The sequence below is a fragment of the Microcoleus sp. C2D2 genome (assembly GCF_036702495.1).
Lineage (GTDB): Bacteria > Cyanobacteriota > Cyanobacteriia > Cyanobacteriales > Microcoleaceae > Microcoleus.
Genome location: NZ_JAUBTO010000039.1, coordinates 1 through 14,187, shown reverse-complemented (window position 1 = coordinate 14,187; position 14,187 = coordinate 1). Strand labels below are relative to the sequence as shown.

Below are 14,187 nucleotides of genomic sequence, written 5' to 3'. Positions count from 1 at the left end.
AAAGCTACTATGCCCGACTCTCTAGCCAACCTAGACTTTTCTAAACTGAATCTCGATCGGCCAACACTGAATGCGATCGAGCAGTTATTGAAGGACATCGAATTGCTAATCCACTCAGAACAAAAGTCTGAGCAACTCAATTATTTATATAAGCTACAAAATGATCTAGTCCAAATCAAAGGTCAAAAAAAAAAGCAAGGCTCTAAAATGGTTGCTGCTGATGTGAGGGGATTGAAGAACGCCTTTAATGCTCATAAGGCCGCATCTCAACAAACGCAAGGCATTTCCTCTTACTTGTTACTCTTTTATGCTGCTGAATGCGGCATGAAGTGTGTGTGGTTAAAACAGAATAATCTCAGAACGACAAATGATATTGCCGACTCAACACTTTTATCTCCAGATGGCCATAATTTAAATAGATGGAAAAAAGAACTCAGAATTTCTGCTAGCATTGGTAATGCGCCTGCTTTCAGCTTGGCTTTTAGTGGAGCTGACTTAGAAGTAGCCAAAGCTCATCAAGTATGGCGATATGGAATTGGGATGAACCCCGCTAAGGAACAGCAGCTAGTTGAGTGGCTGAAAAAAATCTACAACTGGATTAAAAAGGAAATATAGCGATGATTCCGTCAGATATTCGTCTTTACACTTGGGTTGACGCAGAAGAAGTCCTACTGCGAATGCAACAGTGGCCAGAATGGCTGCTATGGGCAAGAGCTTATTGGGACGAGCTAACTATGGGAATTCGCCCCGGCACTCAAGAACAAGCAAAGCATTGGTTGTACCAGGTCTATGATCCTCGGTTCCGAATTAATCCAGAGCAAGAGATGGTAGAGGGTTTGATTGTTTTAGAAAGTCTCCCCAACCATGAACGTACTCTCCCAGTTTTTTTTGAGGAGACAGAAGAAGAACCATCTACTCGTAGACTAACCCCCAGTTTGTCCAGACCAGCAGTGATTTGGCATCCTAGCGAAGATATTGAATATCCAGAGATTTTACCATCTGATTTACCGCCAGTAGTAGCTTTCCATTCGTTTAAAGGTGGCGTGGGACGTACAACCCATGCTCTTGCGTTGGCACAGGCTCTAACTTCTAAAAACCAGAAAGTTCTGCTTGTAGATGGGGATATGGAAGCACCTGGAATCAGTTGGGTTTTTGAGCGGAGGTTGCCTAATTCACCTGTATCTTTTGCCGATCTTCTTGCTCTGGCTCATGGCGATCCCTCTCCTGAAGCGGAAGATGCGATTCAATTAGTTGCCGACAGACTTTTGAGTTCCTTGACTGATGGTATTTTTGTCTTACCTTCATTCCGTTCAAATGAAAAGTTGTTTTCTATACAAATTCGACCAGAGCATCTAATTGTAGGTGCAAAAAACCCTTTTATTCTGACCAATCTCCTAGCAAATATTGGGAAAGCTTTAGGCGTAGATGTTGTGATAGTAGACCTACGGGCTGGAATTTCCGAACTTGCCGCAGGTTTGATTTTAGATCCGCGAGTCTACCGGATCTTTGTTACTACCTTGAGCGGACAGTCTATTTCAGGGACAATTCGACTTCTAGAGCTGCTGGGAGAAAAATCACCTTCGACCCGCGATACTGACCCATTACCCACACTGATTATTACCCAGGTTCCGGAAAATGAACAAGGCACCGATCTAGTATTGGAAGCAGACAATAAACTGCTTGAAGCTTCGAGAAAAATTATAGGAGAAGACCGCGAACTTTTAAGAGTAATTACACCATTCGCTGATAGTTTGCTAGTTTTGCCTCCGGCATGGGAAGATGTCATCAATCGCCTTCAGCGATCGGGAATTGTCGATGCTGTACGTCCCTTAGTGGAGTGGTTGCCCGGTAAGCAAGCACAACAGAGTCCAACAAGCCTTACGAACTTAAAGTCTCAAAGAGAACTACTCCAAGATAGAGCTAAAGAATCGGTATATGCAGAGAATGGAGAAGTCGAGGAGTTTTTACCTACCAATCCCTTGCGGAAATTGGCTTCGGATAATCGGCATCGCCTCCCCATTGTGGTGATAGTTGGGGCGAAAGGTTCAGGAAAGACTTATACTTTTCTTCAGATTGTTAATCGAGAAAATTGGCAAATTTTTGTACGAGATGCGCGTGTCGGAGAAATTGAATCTAATGCTGTTATTTGCCCGCTTTTGGAGTCAAGTAACCTTCAGGCATCTGCTAAAAAGAGAGTTCAAGAAGTGCGAATGCAAGCAGCAAAGGTACTGGGTTTTGGGATATCGGGAAATAGCGTAGCTATCCAGGATTATATTAGAGATGGTTATGATCTCGATTTGCACGAAGGGCAGTGGCGCGATCGTTGGTTAGATGTAATAGCTTTGGGTATTGGTTTCGCACCTCAAAACAAAGACTCCAAAACAGAAACATCTAAAATAGAAGGTGCAGGTAGAAAATTAACTGAACATCTGGTAGCAACCAAAAAACAACTGATTGTTGTCATTGACGGCTTAGAAGACCTTTTCCAAAACTTTGCAATTGAGGAACGTCAACAAATAGCTCTGAGAGCTTTACTTCAGGATGTACCAGAGTGGCTGGGACAACAACCCGGTCTGCCATTAGGTATTATCATTTTTGTGCGGCGCGATATGGTGCTTGCGACTGTGCGCCAAAATGCTGCTCAAATGATGGCTAGATATGAACCTTATGCCTTGAAGTGGGATCGGGAAGAAGCTCTCAGACTGGTTGCTTGGGTAGCTAATTTAGCGACAATACTTCCCAGCATTAACATTACACAACTTCATGATATGAGTGAAGTCGAGCTTACTGAAGCTTTAATACCTTTATGGGGTAAAAGACTGGGAAGTGAGCGCTCTAAAGAAGCAGGTTCTGCGAGATTTACGCTGGCAGCGCTGTCAGATTTCCGAGGACAAATTCAAGCAAGAGACTTAGTACGTCTCCTACATTTAGCTGCCAAAGGGTCTGTCAATGATACCCGTTTCCAAGACAGAATACTTGTCCCGCCTGCCATTAAGGGGGCATTGCCTGAATGCAGCCACGAGAAAATACAAGAAATAGAAAATGAAAACACTAGCTTGAAAAATGTATTTGCTAAGTTGCGTGACTTACCAGAAGCAAACCGAAAAATCCCGTTCATACGGGATACAATCCAATTATCACTGGAAGAAATGAAAATTTTGGAAGATAATGGCGTAGTTATTCGTGAAAAGGATGAGTATTATATGCCAGAGATTTTCCGTTTGGGATTGGGATTTGTGCTAACGGCTGCTGGGCGTCCGAAAGTTATAGCTCTGGCACGCCGTCCCGGACAGGGAGGTTGAAATTAGTAAGTTGCTCAGTTTCAATCCTCAGGTCCTAGCAGTTTATCTGGCAGGTGTTTGGGGCGAGCGCACTTTTTGCTGTTTTTCCTGCAAAAACTCCGCAAAATCGCAGACTTCAGCCACTAACTCGTCAGGTAAATTATTTAAAACCGACAGTAAATGCTCTCGAATCCCCATCATTTCATCGGCAGATTTTACTAATTGCAACTGATGCGGATAAACTGTTTCAAGACCAATCGTTTCCATAAATGCGCCCGGTTCATCCTCAGTTGCAGGCACAAAATCCCCGCCAACTTCTGCTTTCACCCATCCCCCAAATAATTCTACTAAATAAGCTTCACCGTTCTTGAAAACCTCAACAATTTTCCCGGCTGTTTGTTGCGGTGCAATCTCGCCATCAGCGAGGGCGACTGCTTCGGTTAAAGTCACTGCATCCAATAATTGAAATTTGCTCATTTATGTCTCGCATAATTCTTGTGGAGCAGGCATCTTGCCTGCTCAAGACTCTGCTTTGCATCAGAAGTCTAATGTCCCAATAGCTTATCCCGCAAATGCTTAATCCGATCGCGCAATTTACCCGCCTCCTCAAACTCCAACTTCTTAGCCGCCGCCTTCATCTGCGCTTCCAACCGCCCGATTAACTGAGGAATCTCATCCAAAGATAACTCATTTACCTGTTCGTAAACCTCCTCCAACTGCTGAGAATTCAGCTTGCGCGACACATCCAAAAACGCCAAAATCGCATTACTCGATCGCTTTTTGGCGATCGGCTGCGGCGTAATCCCGTGCATCTTATTGTACGCTAGCTGAATCCCCCGGCGTCGATCCGTTTCGTCGATCGCCTTAACCATACTATCCGTCAAATTATCCGCGTACAGAATAGCCTGTCCCTGAATGTGCCGCGCCGCCCTTCCAATCGTTTGAATCAACGAACGTCCCGATCGCAAAAACCCCTCTTTATCCGCATCCAAAATTACCACCAGCGAAACTTCCGGCAAATCCAAACCTTCCCGCAGCAAGTTAACACCAATCAATACATCAAACTTACCATCCTGCAAATCTTGGATAATTTCGATGCGTTGAATCGACTGAATTTCCGAGTGCAAATACCGCACTCTAATTCCCCTTTCCTGCAAATATTCCGTTAAATCTTCCGCCATCCGCTTCGTTAAAGTCGTCACCAACACACGCTCGTCCCGACTTACTCTCTCCTTAACTTCCCCCAACAAATCATCAATTTGTCCTTGCGTCGGGCGCACAAAAATTGTCGGATCTACTACTCCGGTAGGGCGAATAACTTGCTCTGCGACTCTGCCTTCAGATATTTCCATTTCCCAATCCCCAGGCGTAGCAGAAACAAAGATGCACTGATTCTCTTTTGCCCAGAATTCCTCTGCTTTTAAAGGGCGGTTATCGGCCGCGCTGGGCAAGCGGAAACCGTGTTCGATCAATACTTTCTTGCGCGCTTGGTCGCCGTTGTACATCCCCCGAATTTGCGGCACTGTGACGTGAGATTCATCTATCACCAACATCCAATCTTTCGGGAAATAATCAATCAAACATTCTGGCGGTTCCCCCGCCTTTCTCCCTGCTAAATGCCGCGAATAATTCTCGACTCCGTTGCAGTATCCTACCTCGTGCAGCATTTCCAAATCGTAGCGCGTCCGCTGTTCCAACCGCTGAGCTTCTAATAGTTTCCCCTCTTTTTCAAATTCTGCCAGTCGGTCTTCTAATTCGAGTTCTATCCCTTGGCAAGCAGCCTCTAATTTATCTTCGGCAGTGACAAAGTGGCGCGCTGGATAGATATTTAAAGCCGTTGAACTTTGCAGGATTTTACCTGTTACCGGGTCAACGTAGCGAATGGCATCGATTTCGTCCCCGAAGAATTCAACGCGAATAATTCTATCTTCGTAAGCGGGACCGATTTCCAAAACATCGCCTTTGACGCGAAATTTGCCTCTGCCTAAATCTATGTCGTTGCGGCTGTATTGGACGTTGACTAAATCTCGCAAAACTTGCCGCTGGTTGACTTCCATTCCTACTCGCAAAGGAATAGCCGCTTTCAGGTATTCTGCGGGCATTCCCAAACCGTAGATGCAGCTAATTGAAGCAACTACAATCACGTCACGACGTTCAAAGAGCGATCGCGTGGCGGAGTGCCGCAGCATATCTATCTCGTCGTTAATTGCTGCCGTTTTCTCAATGAAAGTATCGGTGACTGCGATGTATGCTTCAGGTTGGTAGTAGTCGTAATAACTGACAAAGTATTCGACTGCATTGTTCGGGAAAAAATTTCGCAGTTCGTTGCACAGTTGAGCTGCTAGGGTTTTGTTGTGTGCTAGGACTAAGGTGGGTCTGCCAACTTTTTCAATCACCGAGGCAATGGAGAAGGTTTTGCCCGTACCTGTGGCGCCGAGTAAGGTTTGAAATCGATCGCCCGCTTCGATGCCTTTGACAAGTTGCTCGATCGCTAGCGGTTGGTCGCCTGTGGGCTGGAAGGGCGCTTGCAATTGAAAAGATGCTGCCGCAGTTACCATAGGAAAATGTAGCTATTACCCATAAATCTTAACAAAAATGCAGAGATTCTGCAATTTCTTTAATAAAATAGTTAAACTTTGTAATATTATTTTAATCATCGGCCCAAATAGAAAGCAGAAAGCCCACAAAAGCAGTTGTCCGAACCCAGCAATCAACAGCAATAAGCGAGGAAAAGAATTATGGATACGAGCAGTACAGGTACAGGCAAAGGCAAAGCACTCGCCCGCCGCGGCAAAGCAAGTTCCAAAAGCCAAGCGACAGAACCCACGGATGCCAAAGCAACAGGAATTCAACTTTATCAGCCCCAACACCTGCATGACAACCGCCCCGTCGGCCCAGACGATTTTACCATCAGCGAGATCGTCTCGATATCGGGGGAGCGCCCGATCGGCACTAGCACCCTGCACATCAGCGAAACCTACGGCATTGTAGCCAATCGCCCGGTCGAATCCAGCGACTTTGAAGTGGTTGCTACACTTGGCAATCGCCCGATCGGCTCCAGCGCCATGCAAGTCAGCGAAATGTTCAGTATGTCCGGTGCCCGCCCTATTGCCATCAGCACTCTGCACATTGATGAAGTTTACTCCACAATGGGAGGAAACCGCCCTATTGCCTCAAACGAAATTGACGATAGCTCGGCATTAATGGGCTTCTTAGATTAATTAGTCATTAGTCATTAGTTATTAGTTTTTCGCTGTTAACTAATGGCTAATGAAACATTTTTAGAGAAATTCTTGACGAACGCGATCGAACAATTGAATCATATCAAGTGATTTATTTAACCCTACCAATTTTCACAATCGCCCTTGCTGATTTATGGTATGAACAACTCTATCTGCAAAAAATGAAACAAGCGCCTCAGAACATCTTCGGAATTTGCCACTTACAGCAGTTCTCAATATAGTCAGTTGGAAAGCATAATTTAATTCAACAGCCAACAGTTAACAGTCAACAATATCTGGCTCGTGCAAGCAGAATAGATATGACTAATAACTACTTCCCGAGACCCTGATATTTGCTCAATAAAGCAGCAAAGCGCTTGTAATCCAAAGGCTTCCTCAAATACTCCGCCGCTCCCAATTTCAAACCATGATTTTTGTCGTCCAAAAAAGTTATCATAATCACCGGAATATCAGCTAAATCCGGATCGGCTTTCAACGCCGACAGCACCGCCCAGCCGTCCATACTCGGCATCATCACGTCCAGAATAATCGCGTCTGGCTGCAACTGCTTAGCCAACAGCAGCCCTCCTTCACCGCAAGCCGACGATCGCACCCGAAATCCCTGTTTCGACAAGCAGCGGGTCATCAAATCCCGCGCGTCTGGATCGTCGTCAATCACTAGGACAGTAGCAGCAGCGGGCAGCCCCAGCGGTTTCGATCGCACCTCTTTTTCTTCTTTCTGGCTTTCTACCACAACCGGCAACCGGATCGTAAAAGTAGAACCGCAATCAAACTTGCTCTCAAGCGTAATGTCCCCGCCCATCATCTGACAAAACTTCCGGCTAATTGTCAGCCCCAAACCGGTGCCGCCGTATCTGCGGGCATTGGTAACAAGTTAAGGCTGCATGGCAGTTGTCAAGGGGATTTCCGTAGCAGCCTTAAAGAAAAATTGGTCAGGGTCTCGCTGTCGTTCGGGAAAAGGCGCGACAATTAACTTAATATTTGGTTTTCGTTGTCGTTTAACAATACCTAAATCTTGATTTTCAGGTGCCGTGAAATATGAAATCGGGTTCGTTGCCTTACCTTGTTGATGGGCGACGTAAAAATGGTAAAGACCGCGGTAAATCATTTCTAATGAGATGGCATCTATTGGCAAACAGAGTTGGTCAGCAACAGTATCACCTAAATCGACCAAGACAGCATAAAATAGCCAAGTCCCCCAAATTTGTAACTGAATACCGTTGAGAGAACCCGTCCACAAATAACTTAAGCCCAAGAGTCTTTTAACGGTATTAAAGGCTTCTTCAATTCGCCACCGCCTGCGATATAAATCTGCCACGACGTAGGGTGGTAACACCTGAGGGTCAAGTACACTTGTTAAATAAGAATGCCAGGTGTTGCTAGAACGAACCTCAATCAGACGTAAGGTGATATATGGAGTTTTTGCAGTTCCTGAACCTAAACGGATTAGACTATCTCGAAGGTCGTAACTCTGGGTGAATACTTGCTCGATTTTAATTGATGCTCCTTTTTTTAACCGAGTAATTAAGTGAATCTCTCGTTCGATTAATTTGAGCCAAAAGCTAAAATGATAGAAGCCCCTATCCAGTAAAAGTAATGTTTTGCCTTCAACCAATTGCAAAATGTTTTCTTCCAGCTTCACATCAGAAGCTTTGGGGTTTTCCTGAAACCAAATTTCGACAGGTAGCCTGGTCATTAAATCTATGACTGTTGCCATTTTTCCTGCCAACTGCCCTCTTGGCACATCTTCTAGGCTTTTGAGCTTGCAAAATAATGCTTCGAGCGTCGCAGCTCTCTACTATCCAAACTCGTGAAAATTTCCTCAAGGCAAATTGAATGCTTTCTGGTAGAGGTCGTTGGTTTCTCCTGTACCAAGCAGTTCTTAAACTTGGCAATAAATTTTTGAAGACTCCCTCAAATAAGCAAGCAGGAAAACTTAAAAACCTTTGAGACATTGCTTGTTGAGTAACTGTCGTAGGTCGGCACCACAAAAAACCTTCTCTTGCCAGCATTCTTGTGAGTTCTGTCACTCCCCCCACGTCTCGCCACAGTAAAGTTAATACCGCTGCTACCATCAACGGTAGGTTAAGAATTCTCCCTCGTAAACCCAGCTGACGGTAGTAATTTTCTTGTGAGGTGATGGCTGGTGTAAGTAATGCCGATAGTTGCGAGGCAATCACCTCATCTTCCACCATCGGTCTGGTGGTTTTTTTGGCATGGTCACGGTTGGTTTTTTGACTTGACGCCATATTTACTGACCTACATAATTGCTCAATTTTTTGTCAATTCTATCGTTTGATAATACCAACGCCCGCAACTATCATGCGGGCCCGGACGCTTGGCGCTTGCCCGCAATTAGAGCGCTTGCGGTGCAACTACCAGCGAGCGCCCGCGACTAGAGCGAGCACACCACTTATTAATAATGATAATCGCTGTCGGTGGGATAGTCCGCCGTATTCAAACTCTCCCACCTTTACCCCCTTGTTTGATTATCATTATTATTCAATTATCTTTCTACACAAAGGAGTATTGACAAAATCTACTTCCTTTTAACTTGTTACCAATGACCGCAGATACAGGCAGATTAACACCGATTAACGCAGATAAATTAGATAAATTCCAGTTGCACCATCGGTGATTGTTGACTGTTGACTGTTGATTGATGACTACTGACTAATGACTAAGGACTACTGACTGCTGACTCTTTTTAAGCTCTTAGCTGAACGGGCATTACTAAGAATGTAGCATTAACTCCGCCCAAAGGCTGGAAAATTACTGGTGCTAAAGCACCGTTTAATTGCAGTTGAATTTCTGGGGATTGAGCAGTTTTCAAAATGTCAATTAAGTATTTCACGTTGAAAGCAACATCTATGCTGTCTCCCGAAATTTGGGCGGGCATTGACTCTTTGCCACAGCCGACATCTTTAGCATCTACAGACAAAGTAATTTCCTGATTCTCCTCGTCGATGCTGCATTTGAGAATATTATTTTTTTGGTCGGCAAAAACTGCAATTCTTTCTACTGCTGCTAATAGCGATCGCCTTTCTAAGGTAATTTGCCGCTCAAAAGACGGCGGAATCAACTGCCTATAGGCGGGATATTGCCCTTCCAAGGTGCGAGTTGTCAGCCGCTGGTCGGCCCATTCAAACACTACTTGACCCTGTTCAAAATGCAGGGTGACAGGTTCAGTCCACTGTCGCATCACTAGCATTCTTTCTACTTCCCGCAATGCTTTAGCGGGAACAGTCACCTCAAATTCTTCCTCGGTTTCTTCCCCTTCGCCTTTTTCATTTGCAGTTTGAACTACTGCCAATCTGTGGCCGTCTGTAGCTGCAAATTCCAGACAATCTTGCAATACCTTTAAATGCACGCCTGCAAGTACCTGTTTTGCCTCGTCGGGGCTAGTAGCAAATAAAGTTCCTTTGAGTCCTTCTATCAAGGCTTCGGGTGGCAATTTGAGGATTGTTCCGGCTTCGATTGCGGGCAATTCGGGGAATTCTTCCGGGCCCATGCCTCTAACTTGGTAGCTGCCAGAACTGCAAGTGAGATATGCTACTGTTTCTCCCGCTTCGTCTTCTAAAGTAATCTCTCCATCTGGGAGTCTCGAAACAATATCGTTGAGTAATTTAGCGGGTATGGTAAAACTGCCGCCGCCAGTCACTTCTGCTGCAAAGCTGGTACGAATGCCCAAACTGAGATCGAAAGCTGTCAAGCTAACCCGCTGATTTTCCTCATCCGCTACTAAGAGCACGTTGGCTAGTACCGGATGTGTCGGGCGGGAGGGAACGGCCCGACTTACCAACGAGAGGTTGGCGTTGAGGTCACTTTGGCTGCAAACCAATTTCATGGGTGGAAGGTTAATTAACCGGATTTGAAACAGAAACAAATGGTATCACAGAAAGCCGGCGGGTCGGTTTTTCTCTGTCAGGGCTCCTCTGATGGGCGCTTATTCCCGGTTTCTACGCAAAATTTGGTCTGTAAAAATGAGAAATCTTCGTAGAAACCCGGTTTATCAGGTCAATCGATTTTAGATTTTAGATTTTAGATTAAAGAATTGAAGCCTTGAACCCACGGATAAATTCGGGGGGCAAGTTTCATCGGATACAGGTTTTTTATTTCTGGACGGATGAATCCGGGGGCTTGTATCCTGGATGCTTTCGGTCAGCGCGCGTCGCGAACTATCTGTGTAGGGTGCGAAGCGATCGCCTATTTTTTTATTTTAGTGAATTATTTTGTGCCGATCGCCCTGTGGAAACTGTGGAAAAAAAAGTTAACTGCTTGCTGGGCGTCACTTGTAACTAAGAATTACCTGTGGAAAACTTGTGGAAAAGCTGGTGCGGTCGATCGCCCGTCGGTTTTGGTGCAAAAACTATTGTGAGCGATCGAGTAAAGTTTTCCACAAACTCCGGGCAAATTTTCCACAGGTTTTTCCACAGGCCTTTCTCAAATCCGGTGCCATCGAAATTGATAAGCTGTTGTGCATTTAAATTGTATATTTCGAGTCCCGATCAAAAATCGTCAAATCCTCTCCCCCTCTCCCCTTCACCCCCTCTCCCTCTCTAATACCATAGGCAATCTAGATGCAACACAGCTTATTACCCACAGTCAGGATACGGCGCTGTGACGTTTCCCGAAAATTAATCGGGCGATGGTTACATCTCTCATCGAGTGCGATTGATTATTTGGGGGTAGGGAAACGGCACCGTGGGGTGTCCAGAGTTGGCTATCTGTTTATCCGTGTATCCGTGTCCGAATCCGTGTCGTGCCTTCCTTCTTCCTTGATTGTTCAACTTTTGCGGCTGACAGCGTTAATTCGATCGCTCAACTGACGCAAAGTTTGGGCCAAATTCGGGTCAGTGTTCCGCAACTGAGCAATTTTGTCACAACTGTAAAGCACAGTCGTGTGGTCTTTTCCGCCGAACACTTCGCCAACTTTCGGCAAACTCAAACCAGTATGCTGCCGAATTAAATACATCCCTATTTGACGGGCGAGACTAATTTCTCGCCTGCGGGAAATGCCTTTCAAATCTTCAACAGAAACATCAAACGCCTCGGCCACAACTGTAATTACTGCATCGGGAGTCGCCTCTACGCTTTCAGTTTGCGGGTTCAAAACCGGGGTGATATTCTCCACGGTCATCGGCAAACCGGTAATTGAAAGATATGCTACCGCGCGAATCAAAGCACCTTCTAATTCCCGAACGTTGGAAGTGTAACTAGAAGCAATGTATTCAATGACATCTCGCGGCAACCGCATATTTTCATACTCAGCTTTTTTCTGCAAAATTGCCATCCGAGTTTCCAAGTCTGGCAATTGAATGTCGGCAATTAATCCCATGGAAAATCTGGAGCACAAACGCTCTTGCAGGCGGGGGATTTGCTGTGGCGGACGGTCGGAAGCTAAAACTACTTGGTTTCCGGATTCGTGCAAAGTATTAAAAGTATGAAAAAATTCTTCTTGAGTGTATTCTTTGCCTTCAATAAATTGGATATCATCTATTAATAAAACATCGGCAGCCCGATAATGGTCGCGGAAAGTTTGCATACTGTCTTTGCGAATAGCGGCAATTAAATCGTTAGTAAATTTCTCAGTAGAAACGTAAAAAATCTTGGCGTTGGGGTCAATTTCCAAGCGATAATGACCGATCGCCTGCATCAAATGAGTTTTGCCCAAACCAACGCCACCGCACAAAAATAGGGGATTGAATTCTCGGCCCGGAGACTCGGCTACCGCGAGGGAGGCCGCGTGAGCCATGCGGTTGTTGGAACCGACGACAAAGCGGGAAAATAGGTATTTGGGGTTTAAATTGGCGGGTTTGGGGGGGTGAAGCGAGTGGCTTTCCGGGACATCGGCAGCGATGGGGGACGGCCAAATCATGGCGGAGTCACTGCTGCCGCCTGTTTCGTTTCCTCCGGCAATTGTCAAGTAAATGTCTACGGGATAGCCGAGAATTTCTTCGACTGCATCGGCAATGGTTTTGACGTAATATTTTTGCAACCAATTGCGAGCAAAGGGGTTGGGGGCGCTGACGATCAAACAGTTATTTTCGAGTTGTTCGGCCCTGGCAGTTTTGATCCACGTCTCAAAGCTAGGTCTGCTCAGTTGTACCTGGAGACGTTCAAGTATCTGATTCCACAGACTTTCGAGGGGAATGTCCACTGCTCACCTCTGCCGATCGGCATACAAGATATTAATTCTACAGTCTAGAGAGTTTATTCCTCAGATGCTAAAGTTTAAGGGAGTCTGCCGATCGCCAAAATTTTTGCCGCTCTGCAGCCCTGCGCCTGGTATCGGGTAGCTGCTCAGCAAATATTTAGATTTGGCAGGAAAGCCTAAAAACGTGGCCATGAAAAGTTCAACTGGCAAATTTTGGAAGCAACCGGCAATTTACATATTGCTGCTGGTAACGGGAGCCGGGGCCGCCATGTTGGGCGATCGTCTGACGGTTTCTCAATTTCGTGCAAATTCTGGCGACTCGGGACAAAGGGCCCTGGAACCGAAATTGCAACTGCCTCCTAATACAAAGGATCGAGCTAGCAATGTCTTGCCGCCTGCTTCCTTGTCGGGCGATGCAGGTAATGTGAATTTTATTGTGGCTGCGGTGGCAAAAGTGGGTCCGGCAGTGGTTCGGATCGATGCTTCGCGCCGGGTGAAACCGGGAAATAGAGGGCTGTCGCCGGAAGATTTTTTTGGCATAGAACCGAATTCGGGCGGCCGGGGCGGGATCGAACGGGGCACTGGTTCGGGTTTTGTCATCGGTGCCGACGGCGTCATTCTCACTAACGCTCACGTTGTAGAGGGAGCCGATACCGTAAATGTAACTCTCAAGGACGGCCGCAGCTTTCAGGGGCAGGTGTTGGGGGCGGATAAGGTGACGGATGTGGCTGTGGTGAAAATTGAGGCGAACGCTCTGCCTGTAGCGGCGATCGGCAATTCGGATAAGCTGTTGTCTGGGGAATGGGCGATCGCGATCGGCAATCCTTTGGGTTTGGACAATTCCGTAACTGCAGGGATTATTAGCGCTACGGGGCGATCGAGCTCTGATGTGGGCGTACCCGACAAGCGGATCGGTTTTATTCAAACAGACGCTGCAATTAATCCGGGGAATTCCGGCGGCCCGCTGCTGAATGCTTCGGGCCAAGTTATTGGCATGAATACGGCGATTATTCAAGGTGCTCAAGGATTGGGGTTTGCGATTCCCATTCAGGCGGCCCAAGAGGTGGCGAAGGAACTGATTTCGACAGGGAAAGTCGAACACGCTTATTTAGGCATTGAAATGGCGACGCTGACTCCGGAGGTTAAGCAGCAAATTAACAGCAATGCTAACAGCAGCCTGCGAGTTGCAGTCGATCGGGGTGTGGCTATTGTTAGCGTTGTTCCTAATTCTCCCGCAGCAGCAGCAGGTTTGCGGGCTGGAGATGTGATTCAAAAAATTAATAATCAGCCGATTATTCAGTCGGAAGCTGTTCAGGAGTTCGTGCAAAATGCTAAGGTTGGCGGTGTGTTGTCAATGGAAATCAACCGCAACGGGCAAATAGTTAATTTGACTGTTAAACCGGGGAGTTTGCCGATTCAAAAAGTTCGATAAGAAGGAAGAAGGAAGAAGGAAGAAGGAAGAAGGAAGAAGGAAGAAGGAAGAAGGAAGAAGGAAGAAGGAAGAAGG

General features: G+C 46.1%; 10 protein-coding genes and 2 pseudogenes. 5 read left to right on the top strand and 7 right to left on the bottom strand.

Features of this window, described 5'->3' with window-relative positions; translation table 11 throughout:
• Window positions 1-9 precede the first annotated feature (9 nt).
• Complete coding sequence (locus QUB61_RS14970) at window positions 10-615, top strand: hypothetical protein (RefSeq protein WP_333129479.1); 606 nt, start codon at window positions 10-12, stop codon at window positions 613-615.
• 2 nt (window positions 616-617) lie between these two features.
• Window positions 618-3,302, top strand: coding sequence for a P-loop ATPase, Sll1717 family (locus QUB61_RS14965; RefSeq protein WP_333129476.1), 2,685 nt, complete (start codon window positions 618-620; stop codon window positions 3,300-3,302).
• A gap of 42 nt (window positions 3,303-3,344) precedes the next feature.
• On the opposite strand, the gene QUB61_RS14960 is transcribed toward QUB61_RS14965, so the two are convergent.
• Both QUB61_RS14960 and uvrB read right to left on the bottom strand, forming a co-directional pair.
• Complete coding sequence (locus QUB61_RS14960; protein WP_333129474.1) at window positions 3,345-3,758, bottom strand: DUF2281 domain-containing protein; 414 nt, start codon at window positions 3,756-3,758, stop codon at window positions 3,345-3,347.
• Window positions 3,759-3,826: 68 nt separating this feature from the next.
• Entirely contained in the window at window positions 3,827-5,839 is a 2,013-nt protein-coding gene (uvrB, locus tag QUB61_RS14955; RefSeq protein ID WP_333129472.1) for an excinuclease ABC subunit UvrB, read from the bottom strand.
• Window positions 5,840-6,019: 180 nt separating this feature from the next.
• On the opposite strand from uvrB, the gene QUB61_RS14950 reads away from it, so the two are divergent.
• Window positions 6,020-6,502: a hypothetical protein gene (locus QUB61_RS14950; protein WP_333129469.1), complete on the top strand. Its 483-nt coding sequence runs from the start codon at window positions 6,020-6,022 to the stop codon at window positions 6,500-6,502.
• A 331-nt stretch (window positions 6,503-6,833) separates the two neighbouring features.
• Here QUB61_RS14950 and QUB61_RS14945 read toward each other — a convergent pair whose 3' ends face one another.
• The 4 genes and pseudogenes from QUB61_RS14945 to dnaN form a co-directional block, all read right to left on the bottom strand.
• Window positions 6,834-7,226 (bottom strand): response regulator, encoded by a 393-nt coding sequence (locus tag QUB61_RS14945; protein WP_445300997.1) that lies wholly within the window; start codon window positions 7,224-7,226, stop codon window positions 6,834-6,836.
• 42 nt (window positions 7,227-7,268) lie between these two features.
• Window positions 7,269-7,373: pseudogene (locus QUB61_RS14940) on the bottom strand (ATP-binding protein); the annotation flags it as partial.
• A 24-nt stretch (window positions 7,374-7,397) separates the two neighbouring features.
• Window positions 7,398-8,718: pseudogene (locus tag QUB61_RS14935) on the bottom strand (IS4 family transposase).
• Window positions 8,719-9,230: 512 nt separating this feature from the next.
• Window positions 9,231-10,370 carry a DNA polymerase III subunit beta gene (dnaN, locus tag QUB61_RS14930; protein ID WP_333129467.1) on the bottom strand — a complete coding sequence of 380 codons (1,140 nt, stop codon included), beginning with the start codon at window positions 10,368-10,370 and terminating at the stop codon, window positions 9,231-9,233.
• A gap of 279 nt (window positions 10,371-10,649) precedes the next feature.
• Here dnaN and QUB61_RS14925 point away from each other — a divergent pair, with 279 nt between their 5' ends.
• Complete coding sequence (locus QUB61_RS14925) at window positions 10,650-10,901, top strand: hypothetical protein (protein ID WP_333129465.1); 252 nt, start codon at window positions 10,650-10,652, stop codon at window positions 10,899-10,901.
• 408 nt (window positions 10,902-11,309) lie between these two features.
• Here the strand turns inward: QUB61_RS14925 and dnaA are convergent, their stop codons facing one another.
• A complete protein-coding gene (dnaA, locus tag QUB61_RS14920; RefSeq protein WP_333129463.1) occupies window positions 11,310-12,683 on the bottom strand; it encodes a chromosomal replication initiator protein DnaA in 1,374 nt (457 codons plus the stop codon).
• A 187-nt stretch (window positions 12,684-12,870) separates the two neighbouring features.
• Here dnaA and QUB61_RS14915 point away from each other — a divergent pair, with 187 nt between their 5' ends.
• Window positions 12,871-14,112, top strand: a complete 1,242-nt coding sequence (locus QUB61_RS14915) for an HhoA/HhoB/HtrA family serine endopeptidase (protein WP_333129461.1) — start codon at window positions 12,871-12,873, stop codon at window positions 14,110-14,112.
• Window positions 14,113-14,187: the final 75 nt, after the last annotated feature.